The 16104-nt window shown below is 72.0% G+C and carries 16 protein-coding genes, 1 tRNA gene and 1 pseudogene; 6 read left to right on the top strand and 12 right to left on the bottom strand.

From position 1 onward, the window contains the following. Window positions 1-102: 102 nt before the first annotated feature. A complete protein-coding gene (locus tag ACH5AR_RS32770) occupies window positions 103-924 on the bottom strand; it encodes an ArsR/SmtB family transcription factor (protein ID WP_396305162.1) in 822 nt (273 codons plus the stop codon). Window positions 925-1620: 696 nt separating this feature from the next. Here ACH5AR_RS32770 and ACH5AR_RS32765 point away from each other — a divergent pair. Further along, window positions 1621-1842, top strand: a complete 222-nt coding sequence (locus ACH5AR_RS32765; protein ID WP_396305161.1) for an MbtH family protein — start codon at window positions 1621-1623, stop codon at window positions 1840-1842. 62 nt (window positions 1843-1904) lie between these two features. After that, entirely contained in the window at window positions 1905-2234 is a 330-nt protein-coding gene (locus tag ACH5AR_RS32760; RefSeq protein ID WP_396305160.1) for a hypothetical protein, read from the top strand. Here ACH5AR_RS32760 and ACH5AR_RS32755 read toward each other — a convergent pair. Then, window positions 2235-3056: pseudogene (locus ACH5AR_RS32755) on the bottom strand (sensor histidine kinase); the annotation flags it as partial. It abuts the gene before it with no gap. Here ACH5AR_RS32755 and ACH5AR_RS32750 point away from each other — a divergent pair. Continuing rightward, window positions 2965-3351, top strand: a complete 387-nt coding sequence (locus tag ACH5AR_RS32750) for a hypothetical protein (RefSeq protein ID WP_396305159.1) — start codon at window positions 2965-2967, stop codon at window positions 3349-3351. The pseudogene ACH5AR_RS32755 and the gene ACH5AR_RS32750 overlap by 92 nt on opposite strands. Window positions 3352-3432: 81 nt before the next feature. On the opposite strand, the gene ACH5AR_RS32745 is transcribed toward ACH5AR_RS32750, so the two are convergent. Both ACH5AR_RS32745 and ACH5AR_RS32740 read right to left on the bottom strand, forming a co-directional pair. Next, entirely contained in the window at window positions 3433-5886 is a 2454-nt protein-coding gene (locus ACH5AR_RS32745) for an FtsX-like permease family protein (RefSeq protein ID WP_396305158.1), read from the bottom strand. Next, window positions 5880-6620, bottom strand: coding sequence for an ABC transporter ATP-binding protein (locus ACH5AR_RS32740; protein WP_396305168.1), 741 nt, complete (start codon window positions 6618-6620; stop codon window positions 5880-5882). The genes ACH5AR_RS32745 and ACH5AR_RS32740 overlap by 7 nt, the downstream gene beginning before the upstream one ends. Before the next feature lie 497 nt (window positions 6621-7117). Between ACH5AR_RS32740 and ACH5AR_RS32735 the strand changes: the two genes are divergently transcribed. The 3 genes from ACH5AR_RS32735 (at window position 7118) to ACH5AR_RS32725 (ending at window position 8599) form a co-directional block, all read left to right on the top strand. Continuing rightward, a complete protein-coding gene (locus tag ACH5AR_RS32735) occupies window positions 7118-7495 on the top strand; it encodes a tyrosine-type recombinase/integrase (protein WP_396305157.1) in 378 nt (125 codons plus the stop codon). 458 nt (window positions 7496-7953) lie between these two features. Then, complete coding sequence (locus ACH5AR_RS32730) at window positions 7954-8385, top strand: hypothetical protein (RefSeq protein WP_396305156.1); 432 nt, start codon at window positions 7954-7956, stop codon at window positions 8383-8385. Between the two features lie 31 nt (window positions 8386-8416). Then, the gene (locus ACH5AR_RS32725) at window positions 8417-8599 is read left to right on the top strand and encodes a hypothetical protein (protein ID WP_396305155.1); all 183 of its coding nucleotides are present in this window, start codon (window positions 8417-8419) and stop codon (window positions 8597-8599) included. A 368-nt stretch (window positions 8600-8967) separates the two neighbouring features. Here ACH5AR_RS32725 and ACH5AR_RS32720 read toward each other — a convergent pair whose 3' ends face one another. From ACH5AR_RS32720 to ACH5AR_RS32685, 8 genes are all read right to left on the bottom strand, one after another. Further along, window positions 8968-9360 (bottom strand): hypothetical protein, encoded by a 393-nt coding sequence (locus tag ACH5AR_RS32720; RefSeq protein ID WP_396305154.1) that lies wholly within the window; start codon window positions 9358-9360, stop codon window positions 8968-8970. Between the two features lie 513 nt (window positions 9361-9873). Continuing rightward, window positions 9874-9947, bottom strand: a tRNA-Pro gene (locus ACH5AR_RS32715). 134 nt (window positions 9948-10081) lie between these two features. Next, window positions 10082-11428, bottom strand: a complete 1347-nt coding sequence (locus ACH5AR_RS32710; protein WP_396305153.1) for an MFS transporter — start codon at window positions 11426-11428, stop codon at window positions 10082-10084. 104 nt (window positions 11429-11532) lie between these two features. After that, window positions 11533-12324: a DUF1684 domain-containing protein gene (locus ACH5AR_RS32705; RefSeq protein ID WP_396305152.1), complete on the bottom strand. Its 792-nt coding sequence runs from the start codon at window positions 12322-12324 to the stop codon at window positions 11533-11535. A 228-nt stretch (window positions 12325-12552) separates the two neighbouring features. Further along, a complete protein-coding gene (locus tag ACH5AR_RS32700) occupies window positions 12553-13437 on the bottom strand; it encodes an acyl-CoA thioesterase (protein WP_396305151.1) in 885 nt (294 codons plus the stop codon). A 251-nt stretch (window positions 13438-13688) separates the two neighbouring features. Then, entirely contained in the window at window positions 13689-14303 is a 615-nt protein-coding gene (locus tag ACH5AR_RS32695) for an alpha-ketoglutarate-dependent dioxygenase AlkB family protein (RefSeq protein ID WP_396305167.1), read from the bottom strand. A 134-nt stretch (window positions 14304-14437) separates the two neighbouring features. Then, on the bottom strand, window positions 14438-14950 hold the full coding sequence (locus ACH5AR_RS32690) for a transglycosylase family protein (protein WP_396305150.1): 513 nt from the start codon (window positions 14948-14950) through the stop codon (window positions 14438-14440). 217 nt (window positions 14951-15167) lie between these two features. After that, window positions 15168-15977 carry a transglycosylase family protein gene (locus tag ACH5AR_RS32685; RefSeq protein ID WP_396305149.1) on the bottom strand — a complete coding sequence of 270 codons (810 nt, stop codon included), beginning with the start codon at window positions 15975-15977 and terminating at the stop codon, window positions 15168-15170. Window positions 15978-16104 lie beyond the last annotated feature (127 nt).

The following is a 16104-nucleotide window of genomic DNA, read 5'->3' as shown; positions in this document are numbered from 1 at the left end:
CGGGGGGGGGGGGGGGGGGGGGGGGGGGGGGGGCGGGGGGGGGGGGGGGGGGGGGGGGCGGCGCGCCCCCCCCCCCCCCCCCCCCCCCCCCCCCGGCCCCGCTCAGGCGATGAGCTGCTCGCGCAGGAGGGCGTTGCCCAGCGGGGTGAGCGTGTGCGTCACCGTGTTGTAGGACCTCAGGGTCGTCACCAGCCCGGCGCCCCGCAGGATGGACGCGTGCTGGCTGGCCGCCGCCACGGAGATGCCCACCCGGTTGCCGAGTTCGGTCGTGCTGCAACTGTCGGCGAGGGCTCGCAGGACGGCGGCCCGGGTACGGTCCAGCAGTGCGCCGAGCGCGTTGTCCTGGGCGGGGTCGTCCGCCCAGATGGCGGCCATCAACTTCTGCTTCACCGGGATGGGGTAGACCAGCACCGGCGTGCCGGCCCCCGACGAGCCGTTCAGGAGCACGGGCGCCCGCGAGTGCAGGAAGAGCGAGGGCGCCAGCAGCAGGCCGTCGTCGCCGATCTTCAACTCGCCGTCCGTACCGGGAACTTCCAGGACGGGTGACTCCCAGTGCACGGTGGGGTGCAGGGTGCTGAGCACCTTCTCCATGCCGCCGCTGAGCATGACCTGGCCGCGGGCCGCACGGTCGATGGCGAGCCTGCCGCCATTGCGCTGCCAGTACGGGGCGATCGCGTGCCGGTAGAACTCCCTGACCTCCCGGAGGATTCGGGCGCCGGATTCACCCGGCTGCCCCTCGGCGGCGCCTTCCCGGCCGATCGCGCGCCTGACGATGTCGTGGATGTCCGGGAGCGGGCGCAGGGTCGGTGTCAGCTTGAAAAGGGCCCGGAGACCAGGTGAAGCCAGGGCGTGCGCCCGCCATGGCGCGAATTCCTGGCTACCTCTTCCGGAACCCAGCAACTCCAGTGCGAGAAGCGTCTCCACGAGCTCGTCCGGCTCGTCCAGGATTCGCGTCTTCGCAAGACTCGCAGACGACAGTATAAGACGTGTCACTCTCCCACCCCCGTTAATGGCAAACGACAGCTCTGCGCTTCTTCCGATCTTCTGTGAGTTAACCTTTCTGCAGCCACCACTCCACCCCGAAGCAACCCCTCCGTCCGACGACGGAGGGGTTGAACGGGTCAAGCCGCCGGATCGAGCCGGCAACCATCGACGACCCACCGGAATTCTTCACAATGTGAACGATGTGAACGTTCTACCAGGCCACGTCATTCGTCCACAAGTTGATCTGTTCATGCTTCCACGCCATCTCACGATAGGTCAACAACCCCACTGTGCAGTCCAGTTGACCATGGCGGCTGGTGGGGAGGCGCGAACAGATTCGACCGCAAAGGGATTGTCGGGTTCCGGGTTTTCGCACAGCGAACCCTAGCCCGGCCCGACCGGCGGGGCAGGGGGGTGGGCTGCCGTCTTGGGGTGCAGAAAACTGCCCCTGGACATCCGGAGCCATTCGCTCCCCGGCCCCGCCACCCGCCTCCCACCTCCGTTGTTTCGCCCCGCCTTAAAGACGTGGCGGCCCGCAGCGGTGCGGAGGCAGGCTGGCAGTGATCCTCCTCTCCGAGCGTTGGCAGCGGCATGCCCCGGACCCGCCGCACCCCGGAACGAAAGGAACACCTCACCGTGTCGAGCCCCTTCGAGGACCCCGACGGCCGCTTCCTCGTCCTGGTCAACGACGAGGGCCAGCACTCGCTGTGGCCCGCCGCCCTGCCGGCGCCCGCCGGCTGGCGAACCGCCCGCCCCGAGGACAGCCGCCAGTCCTGCCTGGACTACGTCGAGCAGCACTGGACCGACCTGCGCCCCAGGAGCCTGGCCGGGGCGACCGGCCGCCGGACCGACTCCTGACCCGGCCACCCGGCGCCGGCCCGGGGGAGAGCCAGGCGCAGGCGCGCCTTCCGACGAGCGTCGTGCGCGCCCTGACGCAACGGGCGCGCGATCCGTTGACCTGGTGGGAGGCGGCCGTCATCGCCACCTACCAGGTCGCGGTCGACTGGCCGGCCGGCACGGTGGCACTGCTGGTCCCGCACCTCATCGGCGAGCGCCTCATCGTGGGAGCCACCAGTGCCATGCCGGTCGCCCGCCTGGCGGTGCCGGACTCCGCACACACACCAGGAGCGCACCGTCAGGCCTTGCCGGTCAGGCGCCGGATCCGGTTCTCGCGGTGCTGCCCTGGCCGGCATCCACGGACGACACGGAACTGCACCTTGCGCATGCGCGATCTGGAGCCGCCCGACTGATCAGTCGCCGTTGGCGGTGAGGGGGATGCGCAGGCTGACCCGGTAGCCGCCCTCGGTGGTCGGGCCGGCTTCGAGGGTGCCGTGCAGGATCTCGGCGCGTTCACGCAGGCCGATCAGGCCCTGCTGGGAGCTGGGCAGAGCGAGGGAGGGGCGGGCGGGCGCGCTGTTGGTGACGGTCACCCCGACGTCGGTGCCGTCCTGCCAGAGTTCGACGGTCGCGGTGGCACCGGGGGCGTGCTTGCGGGCGTTGGTCAGCGCTTCCTGGACCGTCCGGTACACGGCCCGCTGGGCGGAGGCGCCGAGGTCGGGCGGCAGGTCGCCGGTCAGGCGGGTCTCGATGCCGCTGGAGTCCACGAGCCGGTGCAGGTCGGCCAGGGTGGGCTGAGGGGTCGGTTCGGTGGCGCGGCCTCCCGAGGCGCGCAGCAGCCTGACCATGGTGCGCAGCTCGTCGAGCGTGGTGACGCTCAGGGAGCGGATGGTGCGGGCGGCGTCCTCGGCGTCCTCGTCCCGGGTGGACATCTGGAGGGCCCCGGCCCGCACGGCGATCAGGCTGACCTGGTGGGAGACCACGTCGTGCATCTCGCGGGCCAGTTGGGCGCGTTCGCGGGCGAGCACGGTCTGGGCGTGCAGGATCCGCTCGTGCTCCCTGGCCTCCTCGGTCTCGACCATCTGCCGCTCCAGGTCTCTGCGGGTCTGGAGGAGTTGCCCGAACAGGACGGCGGCGGCCGCGGTGGCCAGGCTGTACGCGAACGTGACCAGGGTGAAGGTCCGGCTGACCTCGAACGGGCCGCCGAGGGACCACGGGACGATGCCGGCGAGCGCGGTACCGAGGTTCCGCTACCGCAACCCCAAGTGCCCCCGCCAGCAGGTCCCGGAGCTCGCCCTCGAACCCGACACCGGCCCGCTGCGCCGCATCCTGCTCCAGCACCTTCGCGGTACACCTGGCACGAGCGTGGCCGACCTGCAGCGCTTCGCGCTCCTGGAGACCGTGTACCGCCCCACCCAGGTCATCCCTGTCCTCACCAGGACGCGCGACGAGCAGACGATCGCCACCGCTCCGGGGCGTATCGTGCGGACCACACAGGTGACGGCCGCACCGCGGGACACCCTGTCCTGACGTCCACTCGAAAACGGTCCAGTCCGCGCACCTCCGGCTCACGGAACGAACCAGCGGCCCGCGCCTGGTACCGGCCGTGCCCTACTCGCGGATGCCTGCGGCTTCGATCGCCCGTCGGCGGGTTGCCCGCCAGGTCGCTCCCGACGCGGTGACCACGGCGACGAGGGCGCAGAGCGCGATGGTCCCACCGATCTGGGCCCACGGGATCACCGTCGGCGCGCCGCTCACGAGCTTGTTCAGCGAGACGTGCTGGGTCACCGCAGCGAGGCCGGTCGCCACGGCGGCGAGGACGGTGCCGACGACTACCGCCACCGCCGACTCAGCCGCTGCCACCTTCACAATCTGGCCGCGCACAGCGCCGGCCAGTCCGAGCAGGGCGAACTCGCGCCGCCGCCCGGCCATCGTCATGATCAGGGTGTTGGCAACCGCGATCAGCGCGTAGGCCAGCGCGATCCCCAAGATGACCACCGCGGCGTTGTCCGTCTGCTCTGCGGCGTGCGCGCGCCGGGCCTCCAGGTAGGCGTCGTAGCTCGTGACGTGCGCGCCGGAGCCGGCCAGCACCCGGTTCACCGCGGCCGTCTGCTGCGCGTCAAGCAGCCCCGCGCCCGTCCAGGAGTCGAGGTAGACCTGGGTTGGCGTTAGTGCGCCGGTCAGCGACGCTGACAGGTAGGTATCGTCACCGTTCAGGCCCCGTGCGACGACCGCCGCGATGACGGCGGTCACCCGTGTGCCCGTGGGCAGTAGGGTGACCACCTGGTCCCCCACCGAGAGACTGTCGGACTGGGCGGCGTGTTCGTCGATGACCAGAAAGTTGTCCGGCAGCGAGGTGAGCGAGCCGGAGACCACGGGCGGTGTGATGGTCGTGCCCAGCGCCGCCGCGGGCACCGCCTTCGTGCTCAGCGAGTCGATCTGGTCGCCCTTCGCGGTGCCGATCCGGATGTTCATCGACGTGACCGCGGTGACCCGGACCCCGGGCACGGCCGCCAGCTTCTCCAGCGCCCGCGCGTCGATCCCTGCACCGCCGGGCACCACCACATCGGCTGCATGGACCTCCTGCTGCTGGCGGACCAGGACCGCGGCGTCACCGGACTTTTGCATCGTCAGCAGGGTGGCGACCAGCCCGACGGCCACCACGATCGGCGCCACCGTGGCGGCCGTACGCCGCCGGGAGGTGAGGACGTTCTCTCGTACCAGCACCGGTCCGGCCTTGGCCGAGCCGCGCAGCGGGCGGATCAGCAGCCGGGAGACCGGCCGCAGCAGGGCCGGCGCCAGCAGGGCGACCGCGCCGACGTACAGGACCGGGACCACCTCGTACTTGCGGGCGCTGGCCGCCAGGTACGGCTCGGTCCGGCCGATGACGATCCCCACGACGACCGCGCCGGTCAGCATCCCGATCCCCAGCAGCCAGCGGGTCGGCGTCATCACGCGGCGTTCCACCGCGCTCTCGCGCAGCACCTCGATCGGCCGGACCAGCGAGACACGGACCAGGGTGGCGGCCGAGCCGGCCAGCGCCGCAGCCACGCCGATGACGAAGGAGAGCAGCAGCGGCAGGGGGTCGAAGGGGATGGTGAACCAGGACGGGGCCACCTCGTGGTCGAGCATCCAGGAGCGCAGCGGCACAGTGCACAGCGGGGCAAGGACGCAGCCGCAGGCTGCCGCCGCCAGGCCGATCAGCAGTACCTCGCCGAGCACCATGCGCCGCACCTGCCGGGGCGCGGCGCCCACCAGCCGCATCAGTGCCAGTTCACGGCGGCGCTGCTCGGTGGCGAAGGCGAAGGTCGCGGTGACGACGAACACCGCGACGCACACCGCGAGTCCTGTCGTGCTGCCTGCCATCGCCTGGGCGTTGGCCAGTGCCTGGGCGCCGCCGGTGGAGTCCGGGTCGAGCCGGTTCAGGTCGTCACCGTTGAGGACCACGGCCTGGCCGGCCACGAGGCCGGACAGCTGCTCGGCGTTCTGGTCGGTGACCAGGGCGTTGACGCCGGGCGACAGGTGCTCGGCCTCGGCATCGCTGAAGAAGACCGCGCTCTCGAACCAGAGAGCGTCGGTGACCCCCACCACCCGGTAGTGACCGACCCCGATGGCAGTACTGGCCTGGGCCTGACGCCCGATCAGCGATCGGTCGCCGCCGCCGATGACGATCTCGTCCGAGGCCTGCGGAGCAAGCCCGGCCACCAAGTGGTAGCCCGCGAAGGCGGCCGTGGACCACGGGTGACCGGTCGTCCTTGCGGAACCGGGGTTCAGCTGCACCGGGAAGCTGCGGTCGGGCGTGGCCTTGCCCACCGCGCTCACCTTCGCCACGACCTCGGCCGGCAGCACCGCCGGGGCCTTCATCGTCCGCCCCTCGAAGCCCTGCGGCGCAATCACGACCTGGGCTTCCTTGAACCGCTGCGGCCCCGGGTGTGGCGTGCCGAAGGTAGCCGCGAGGGTCAGCGTCATCATGCCGATCATCGTCGTGCCGAGCGCGAGGGCGAGGAAGGCGCCCACGAAGCCCATCAAACGGTGGCGCAGGGTGGCTACGGCGATCTTCAGCATGGGTCCGTCTCGCTCTCGCCGGGTTCCAGCGCGGCCATCCGCAGGGCCACGGTCTCGGCCGTCGGCTTGAGAAGCTCGCCGGTCACCTTGCCATCGGCGAGGAAGACCACCCGCTGCGAGTACGAAGCTGCCACCGGGTCGTGCGTGACCATGATCACCGTCTGCCCGTGCTCCTCGACGACGCCGCGCAGCAGCGCCAGGACCTCCCGCGCGGTGCGCGAGTCCAGTGCGCCGGTCGGCTCGTCCGCGAAGATCACCTTCGGCCTGGTCACCAGCGCACGCGCGATGGCGACCCGCTGCTGCTGACCGCCCGAGAGCTCGGCGGGTCGGTGCTCACCACGCTCGGCGAGGCCGACCTCGGCCAGTCCCCGGTCGATCGCCCTCTGGTCGATTTTTTGCTCGGCCAACCGCAGCGGCAGCTCGACGTTCTGTCGGGCAGTAAGCGCAGGGATCAGGTTGAAGGACTGGAAGATGAAGCCCATGTGCTGACGGCGCAGCTCGGTCAGGGCGCGCTCGGAGAACTCGTGCAGCGGCGCGCCGTCGAGGAGGACCCGGCCTGCGTCGACCCGGTCGAGGCCCGCCGCGCACTGCAGCAGCGTCGACTTGCCCGAACCCGAGGCGCCCATGATCGCGGTGAAGGTGCCCGCCTCGAAGTCGACGTCCACCCCGTCGAGCGCCTGCACCCGGTTGTCGCCGCGGCCGTACGCCTTGTGCACGGCTGCCAGGCGGACAATGTCGCCCACCCTCTCCGCACTGACGAAGGCCGGGCTCGAACCCCGTGCCGGTAGAGCCTTGTTCCGGAACACTCGCTCGCCTTTTCCATAGGGACATCGGTCGACGGCATCGGTCACCCGCCGCACCGACGCTAGGGCCGTGTGCGGGATCCACACCTCCGGGCTGCCCCTGATCTCGTCCCTGAGGAACCCCTGACCCGAGTAGGCGCGGCCGTTCAGCGCAGACACCCGCAGCTCGCCACCGGCGCGGGCTTCGAACGCGACCTCGCCGCCGTCACGGCCGGCCTGACACCGCCGTGGAGCTCGGGCGTCGTCGAAGGTCATGTCAACCGGATCATTCTGGGGAATCCAAGCCGTCAAGTACCGCCGGGGATCCTTCCGCTTCGAATATGTATTGGCCGGTTGGGCCGCAGGCCGGAAGACTCAGGTGCTGTGAACATGGGGATCTCTGGTTTCTCAAAACCCACGACCCCTACCTGGCCGGCTGGCGCCTGAGAGTGAAGCCCACCGTCGGAAACCGGCCTGACGCCCGGCTGTTCACCGGGCCACTCGGCGGCCGGGTCACCACCGCGATCCTCCGCGACGCCACCCGCTGGGACGACGTCGTCCTCCGCCTCGGCCTTGAGTACCTACGCCGACACGACCTTCGCCACACCGCCCTCACCTGGTTCGCCGACGCCGGTGTCCCACCCCACGTCCTCATGCGCATCGCCGGCCACGGCCAGCTCACCACCACCCAGCGCTACCTCCACCCCGACCTCCGTTCCATCCAGCGCGCCGGAGCCCAGCTCACCGCCTACATCAACGCCACCCGCGGCCTGCCCGGCCCCAAGGTCGAGGTCGAGCAGATCCGCCAACTCGCCCTGACCAGCTGACACCAACCCGTCCCGGCTGTTCAGGGAGACCTCCGTGTCAACGCACACGGAGGTCTCCCTGCTCGGCTGCGCGGAGCTTCCGGTTGTGCCGCTAGGCTCCGTGCAGCCGAGTCCGGGGAAGAGGAAGTTGCCATGTCCAACAAGGAGTCGCGGCGCCAACGGGACGCGGCCCGCACCAGGGCGGCTGAGATGCGGCGGCAAGAGGGTCTCAGCGAGGCACACGCCCGGACCGTCGCCGAGCGGCACCTGGACCCGCGTTTCGTGCAGCGCCGTCGCACCGACGTGGGCGACGGAGTCTCTTGGCATCCCGACAGCCAGACCGGACAAGGCCTCCAGGACGCCGTTCAGCGTCAGTTGGCGCGTTTCCGGGAGAAGTTCGGGCGTGAGCCTGGTCCCGACGACCCTCTGTTCTTCGACCCGGACGCCGACGAGCCCCGCCCGAGGAGCGCATCACCGGGATGCTCGGCGAGATGGCGGTGATCGCCGAACAGGCCGGGATCGATCCGGCCTTCGTCCACGCCCGGCGCGACCTCGGGTATGTGGTCACCGAGGATACCCGGCACCTGTTCAGCGCCACCGAGGTCCAGGCGTTCTCCGACGCCGTGAAGGCGCACCAGCGCGGTCACCGCTCGCAGCCAGAACAACCGGAGCCCAACGCCCCTCTGGAAAGCCTGCGGAACGTCATCAGCGCCATCATCGACCGGCATGATCCGCGGATCGCCATGCGCTTCGTACTCGGCATCGACCGGGCGGCGGCGACGGAAGGCGAGGAGGCCGCCAGCCTCATGGCCTCCCTCCTCTTCGGCGCCCTCCCGGGCTGGCTCTCGGGCGGCCGCGGAAACGGGACTCAGCCCGAACGACGCCACCGCGGCCGTCGACTGGGTCCGTGAATCGCTCGGCACCGCCAACGGCCGCAAGGTCATGCACCTCGCCGGCATCATCCGTCACCCCAGCGCGTCCGGCGTCACCGTCAACGAAGCCGCCGACCAGCTCGGCGACGACTTCCTCCCCACGTTCATCTGGCTCACCGCCGACGTCGTCGCCACCGCGGGCAAGGGCGACGTCCACTGGCTCAACCAGTTCGACATCTCGTCGGGCGACTGAACCCCACGCGGACGGGAGTGTGCTCAGGCGCTCCCGTCCGTCCTCACCATCACCTGGCAGATGGCCCACCCCCGCACACGTGGCTGGGACGACAACACACCCCTTCGGCACGCCGGCCGTTCTCCGTGCGCCAGGAGAGCACGCCTCTGCGGCGGCAGGCGGTTGAACCGTGGCCGGCCGATCTCCCCTTGCGCCGGGAGAGCACCGCGTCCGCATCAGGTCCGATTCCACGATCCCCGGCCGATCTCCGTACGCCGGGAGAGCACGCCGAGCGAGCGGCCCTCGGTGTGCTCGTCGACGGCCGATCTCCGTACGCCGCGAGAGCACTTGATGACCTGCAAGGTTTCGGCCGCTTTGCTGTTTCTTTGTCAAGGATCGAGGTCTTGACTGTGTGCCTGGCTGACCAGTCCGAGGGTGGGGTGGACGATGAGATCGCGGTGGCTGCCTCGGTACGGCTGGGGGGCGGTGTTGTTCATCGGTTGGGGCAGGAGCCGGAGGTGGCATAGGGCAGCGATGTTCTTCCAGGTGGGTGGCGGGTCTGTGGCGGGATTCGCTGCGTCGAGGAGGGCGGCGCGGACAGGGATGCTGAGGTTCACGAGGCGGTGCATCGTGGCGGGGTCGGTCCGGTCGGGCAGCGGTTGGGTGGCTCGGCGGTTGAGCCATGTCCGGCTGTCTGCGGTGTAGACGGGCAGGACGCGCAGGGTATCGGCGCCGAGGCGGGTTTCGGGGTGAGGGTCTTCGCCTTCGGACAGCAGGTGCAAGTCAGTGATCCGGGCGGGCCGGGGGACTGCGGCCTGGCATGATCCGTGGCCTCCGCACTCGTGACCCCCGGGTCGGCTCTCGCTTTCAAACCGTCTCGGCGATCGTCACCGTGCGTAGACGATCGCGAGCCGCAAGCGGGCCTGGTCCGAGCCCTCGGAGGTATCCGGACGGTTCCGGGCGATGCCTTGGGCGCGAGGTCACGAAATCGGCTGACGTCTTGACAGATTCGAAGGCGGTCGCTCAACTGCGCGAAAACATGGCCGAATTGCGTCGTGAGGTGTCGAAAAGTCGTTGGTAACGATTCAGCATTGGTCACCGTGGGTAGTCAATTTCGGGGCCGAAAACACCCCTTGAAGGGGGTCTCGCCCCCCGGATTCGACCACTCCGGGTCCACTTGACCCCCAACCGGTCCCCAACCGTATGCGAACGAGTGTCGATCAAACCTGACGCCACGTCACGCAAAAGGCCGCTGACCTGGGCGTTAACCCGGCCAACGGCCTTTCCGACTCACGTCGGGACGACAGGATTTGAACCTGCGACCCCTTGACCCCCAGTCAAGTGCGCTACCAAGCTGCGCCACGTCCCGTGGTCTCGGCGCCTGCAGCGGGGCCTGGGGGCTCTGCTGCGGGCTTCTCGACCTCGTCTCCGGTTGCCCGGCGACGTGGAAAACAATACAGCACGTCGGGGGGTGCTCGCTGCCAGGTTCGGGGGCGGGGTGGGTCAGGGGGTGGGGTGGCGGGCGTCGTAGGTGAGGAAGGCGGGGCGGCGGGCGGCGAGGAGGAGGACGGCGGCGACGCAGGCGAGGCCGCCGGTGATCACGGAGGTCGCGGGGTTGGTGAGGGCGGCGACGGTGCCGGATTCGAAGTCGCCGAGGCGGGGGCCGCCGGCCACCACCACGATGAAGATCCCCTGGAGGCGGCCGCGCATCTCGTCCGGGGCCGCGACCTGCATCATCGTGTTGCGGAAGATCATGCTGACGGTGTCGGCGCAGCCGGCGACGGCGAGCAGCAGGAGGCCGAGCCAGAGGTTGTGGAGGGCGCCGAAGGCCGCTATGGCCAGGCCCCAGGCCGCGACGGCGGCGAGGACGGCGATGCCCTGGCGGCGCACGCGGCCGACCCAGCCGGAGAAGAGCGCGCCGACCAGGGCGCCGACGGCCGGGGCGGAGACCAGCAGGCCCACGGTGCCGGCGTCGCCGCCGTAGAAGGTGACCGCGATGGCCGGGAAGAGGGCGCGCGGCATGCCGAAGACCATGGCGGCCAGGTCGGCCAGGAAGCTGGTGCGCAGGTTGGGCTGGTCCCGCAGGAAGCGGAGGCCGTCGAGCACGGAGGCACGGCCCTTGCGCTCGCCGTGCGGGCGCATGGCGGGCAGGCGCCACATCGCGTAGAGGGTGCCGGTGAAGGCGACGGTGTCGACCAGGTAGGCGGCCTGGGCTCCGTAGGCGCCGATGAGCACGCCGCCGAGCATCGGGCCGACGGTGAGGCCGAGGTTCATGCTGACGGTGTTCAGGGCGTTCGCCGCCGGGAGCTGGTGGCTGGGCACCAGGCGGGGGATCATCGCGGAGCGGGCGGGCGAACTGATCGCGAAGAAGCCGGCCTGCGCGGCCACCGCGGCATACAGGACCGCGACCAGGCCGAGGCCGGCCAGCGCCTGGGCGGCCAGGACGGCGGAGACGGCTGCCAGACCGGCCGCGCCGAGCAGGCCGAGCCGGCGCCGGTCGACGGTGTCGGCGATCGCGCCGCCGTAGAGGCCGAAGGCGACCAGCGGGACGAGGGAGAAGATGCCGACCAGACCGGTCGCGAAGGCGGAGCCGGTCAGGTCGTACACCTGGACGGAGACGGCGACGGCCGTCATCTGCTGGCCCACCGAGGAGACGGCCTGCCCGGCCCAGACCCGGCGGTAGTCGGGGTGGTCCCGAAGCGGGCTGAGGTCGGCGAAGGCCCGCCGGTACCAGGGGGAGCCGGCGCCACCGTCCGGCCCGGGATCCGGTTCGGGTTCGGCGGAGGAGGGGGAAGAGGGGGAGGAAGAGGGAGACGCGGGCGCCGACGTGGATTGTTGATCCTTTGACATGACCCACATGCTCCGCTCCACCCCCGGGCGGCCCCGCACCGGGGTCCGCCCTGGCCCGCAGAGCCCCGCCCGGCCCCGCAGCGCCCCCGCAGCGCCCCCGCCCGCTAGCGGCTCAACACCTGCCGCTCCCCCGCCTCCACCGCGAAGTCCAGCCGGTTGCCCGGCGGCGGGAACGGGCAGATGAAGTGGTCCGAGAAGGCGCACGGCGGCAGGTAGGCCCGGTTGAGGTCGAGGACGGTGCGGCCCTCCCCGTCGGGCGCCGGCAGGGTGATGAAGCGGAAGCGGTAGGTGTCGATGCCGCTCGTCGTGTCCGCGATCACGCCGCTGAGCCGGTCGCCCGACCGGCTCACGGTCAGGGTGCGGTGCTCGCCCGCGACGGTGAAGGCGATCTGGCCGGAGACGGCCAGCGGGCGCTCCCGGCCGTCGGCGTTCGGGACCACGACGGAGCGTGCGTCGCCGTCCTCGAACGGGGTGAAGACGGCGGGCACGGCCCATTCGGGGGCGTACGGGTAGGCGGAGATGCCCGCGAAGGCTGTCCGGCGGGGTGCGGCCGGGTCGAAGACCCGCAGGGCGAGCTCGCCCTCGCGCTCGATCGGGACGAGCAGCAGGGGGCCGAGCGTGGCCGTGTCGGCGGCCGGATCGGTGTCCGGGCGCAGCAGTACCTCGCCGTCCACGGGCGTACCGGCGCCGTCGACCGTGATGCCGTCGGCGGCCGCCGCCCGGACCCGGACGCCCTCCGCATCGGCCCACCAGCGCCCGGGCAGGCCCGGGATCTCGGCGGGCTCGGGCTCCAGCCAGTGCGTACCGGTGAGGGCGAGCTGGCCGTGCTCCGCGCTCACCGACGCCGCCCGGCCCTCGCTCCAGTGCTTCCAGTCCTCTGCGGCCGTCTCCGTCATCCGTCCACCGTCCCGCTCGATCCTCGGACGGCCCGCCGTTCGGGCCGCCCGTCTCGGTCATCCACAACGCCGTCCGCCCGGACGGCTCATTCCCGTCGGCCGGAAGTCACCGAAACCGCAACACGGTGGCAACGCGCCGACACAGGGCACCACGCGAAGCCACCGGGCGCCGCACGGCGCACGGCTCCGGACACCCACCTGCCCGTCGCACAGCTCCTCGTCACACTCCTACCCCTCGTGCGCCTCCCCTTCGCGGCGCTTCAGTGGACGGAACAGCCCCTCCTGCACCACGGACACCACCAGCCGGCCCTGCCGGTCGAAGATCTGCCCGCGGGCCAGGCCGCGCGCCCCGTGCGCGATCGGGGACTCCTGCTGGTAGAGCAGCCAGTCGTCCGCCCGGAACGGCTGGTGGAACCACATCGCGTGGTCGAGCGAGGCCATGTCGAAGTTCCGCTCGCCCCACAGCGGCTCGACCGGGGCGCGGACGGCGTCCAGCAGCGTCATGTCGCTGGCGTAGGTGAGGGCGCAGACGTGGATCAGCGGGTCGTCCGGCAGCGCGCCGTTGGTGCGCAGCCAGACGCCGCTGCGCGCCTCGACGCCCTCCAACTCCTCCTTCGTCCAGCGCAGCCGGTCGACGTAGCGGATGTCGAAGGGCTGGCGGCGGCTGATGAACGGGGGGAGTTCGCCGAGCCGGGAGCCCACCTCGTCCAGGGCGCTGGGCAGGTCCTCGGGGGCGGCGACGGGCGGCATCGGGTACTGGTGCTCGATGCCGGCCTCCTCGGGTCTGTGGAAGTCGGCGGTGAGCGCGAAGATCGACCGGCCGCCCTGGATGCCGAGCACCCGGCGAGTGGTGAAGGAGCGGCCGTCGCGGAGCCGGTCGACCTGGTAGACGATCGGCACGCCGGGAACCCCGGGGCGCAGGAAGTAGGCGTGCAGCGAATGGACCGGGCGCTCGCCGTCCACCGTGCGCCCCGCCGCGACCAGCGCCTGCCCGGCGACCTGGCCGCCGAACGTCCTTTGCAGCGCCTCCTCGGGACTGCGCCCGCGGAAGATGTTGAGTTCGATCTGTTCGAGGTCGAGCAGATCGACGAGGTCGTCGACGGGGGTACCCATGCGCACGCTTCCTTTCGGGACTCCGAACGAATTCTCCAGCTCACTCGAATCCTCTGGCGACCGGGGTCATTCCCGCACAGCGGTTCGCAACCCTCGGTTCACTCGAACGAGTTGTCGATCAAGCGAACAGGTGACGGCCGGGCGCTCCTCGCCGACCGGGACCACCGGAGCGGCACGCCCCCGCACGAGCCAGACCTCCACCGAACCCGCCCCCGCGAGCCAGACCTCCACGGAACCCGGCCCCGCACGACTCAGACCTCCAGGCCCGACTCCCGCACCGTGATGTTGAGCCGCCCGACCAGCCCCAACGCCGGGTCGGCCGTCCCCGGCAGCGTCCGCACCACCCCGTGGTACGCGAACCGGGCCGGGCCGCCGAACACCAGCAGGTCGCCGCTGTGCAGCTCCAGGTCCGTCCACGGCCGGGTCCGGGTCTCGGTGTTCCCGAGCCGGAAGACGCAGCCGTCGCCCAGCGAGAGCGAGACCACCGGCGCGTCCGCCCGCTCGTCGCGGTCCTGGTGGAGGCCCATCTTCGCGCCGTGCGCGTAGTGGTTGACGATCGCGACGTCCGGCGCGTACGACGCCGCACCCGCGACCTCCCCCGGCGCGGGCCCGTACGCCTCGGCGACCGCCCGGCGCGCCAGGTCCCCGAGCAGCGGCGGGAACGGCTTGACCGGCGCGCCGTCCTCGGCGACCCGCCGGTAGCCGTACGGGTACCAGTGCAGGCCCAGGCTCACCATCCGGACGGACATCATCCCGCCGGTGGGCATCCGCACCGCGTGCAGACCGGCCGGCGGACGGGCCCACTCGCGGCAGGCGGCGACCAGGCGGCGCTGCGCGTCGAGGTCCAGCCAGCCGGGGAGCAGCACGGCGCCCGGCGCCGGCTCGGAGCGCCCGCGCGCCCCCGGGGCCCCGCCGCGGTCGCCGGACGGCTCGCCGCCGCCGAACAGCTCGCCCTGGATCACCCCACCATCCTCCCGCACCGGGCCCGACCGAGCCCGCCTCACCCCCCGGACCCGACACCGCCCCCGGTCCCTCCGGCGGCACCACCGCCACCGCCCGCGCCACCAGAGCCCGCACCACCGCCACCACCCGCGCCACCAGAGCCCGCACCACCGCCACCGCCCCCAGCCGCAGGCGCGCCTCCGAGCAGCCCCAGCTTCCGCGCACAGGAGGGCCAGGCCTCCCACCCCTGGCGGCGCACGATCTCCTCGCCCACGGTCGTCTGCTCCCGCCGGCTCGCGTGGTCCGGCCGGTCGGCGAAGCGCGGCCCTCCCGACTCCGCCCAGGTGGACGGCCGGATCTGGAGGCCGCCGTAGTAGCCGTTGCCGGTGTCCGCCCGCCAGTCGCCGCCGCTCTCGCAGTCGGCGAGCTCGTCCCACACCAGGTCGGCGACCCGGACGGCCGCTCCGGCCCGCCCCCCGCCCGACGCGACGACCAGCAGGGCCGCCGTCACGGCTGCCACCCGCGCCAGGGCTCGCCCTCCGCCGGGGCGCCCGTCCCACGACTGCTCCATGGCAGCCGACCCTAGGCTCCCCGTGCACACACCGCCCGCCCGCTGCTCCGAATGACGCCGACCGCCCCACGGGACACCGCGAAACGCCGACGGCCGCTCCCCCGCCCCGCGGGAGAACCCGCGCGGCGGAGAAGCGGCCGTGGAAGCCGGGCACGCGATGCGCGACCGAGCGTGTCGGGCAGCCGGGCCCGTCAGGGCCTCAGCACGCCGGAGGACCTCAGATGCTGAGGGTCTGGCCCGGGAAGATCAGGTCCGGGTTGCCACCGATGACCTTGGCGTTGTTCTGGTACAGGTCGTGCCAGTCCAGGCCCTGGGCGGCGGCGATGGAGCTCAGGGTGTCACCGGCCTTGACGGTGTAGCCGCCCTTGGCGGCCGGCTTGGCGTCGTTGGAGCGGTTCCAGGACTTCGCGCCCTGGTCGGCCTTCGGCGCGGCCTTCTGGGTGTCGGCCTTCGGGGCAGCCTTCGGGGCGGCCTTCGGCGCGACGGCGTCGTTCTTCGGCGCGGCCTGGGCCTTGGGCGCGGCCTTCGGGGCCTCGGCCGGCTTGGCGGCGGCCTTCGGGGCCTGCGCCGGCTTGGCGGCGGTCGAGCCCGAGGCGGAGCCCGCCGAGGTGTCGACGGCGGCCGGGGCGCCGCCCTTGGTCAGGCCGGCCTTGACGGAGCAGACGGGCCAGGCGCCCGGGCCCTGCGAGGCGAGGACCTTCTCGGCGACGGCGATCTGCTGCGCCTTGGTGGCCTGGTTGGCCTGCGGGGCGTAGGCGGTGCCGCCGAAGGCGGCCCAGGTGCTGGAGGTGAACTGCAGACCGCCGTAGAAACCGTTGCCGGTGTTGATGGCCCAGTTGCCACCGCTCTCGCACTGGGCGACGGCGTCCCAGGTGGAGACGGAGGCGGCGGAGGCCGAGGTGGCCGTGACGAGGCCGGCCACCGGCAGGGCCGCGACAGCGGCGCCCGCGACGACAGCCATCCGCACGCGGTTGCGCTTGGTGGCGGTGGAGGGGGTGGCAGCGGCGATCTCGTTACGGAAAGTCATGGGGTTCCTCTCGACAGCCCCGGGCGGGCATGCGGAACCAGGCCCCGGAGGGGCCGCGATCGCTTGCCGCGTCCGTCGGACGGCCGTGCACGTGTCGGACGTGCCCCTGCCGCCCCGGCCACCCAGC

Source organism: Kitasatospora sp. NPDC018619 (assembly GCF_044391605.1).
Taxonomy (GTDB): Bacteria; Actinomycetota; Actinomycetes; order Streptomycetales; family Streptomycetaceae; genus Kitasatospora.
The sequence above is the reverse complement of the archived record's forward strand: the minus strand, read 5'-3'. Positions and strand labels throughout refer to the sequence as shown.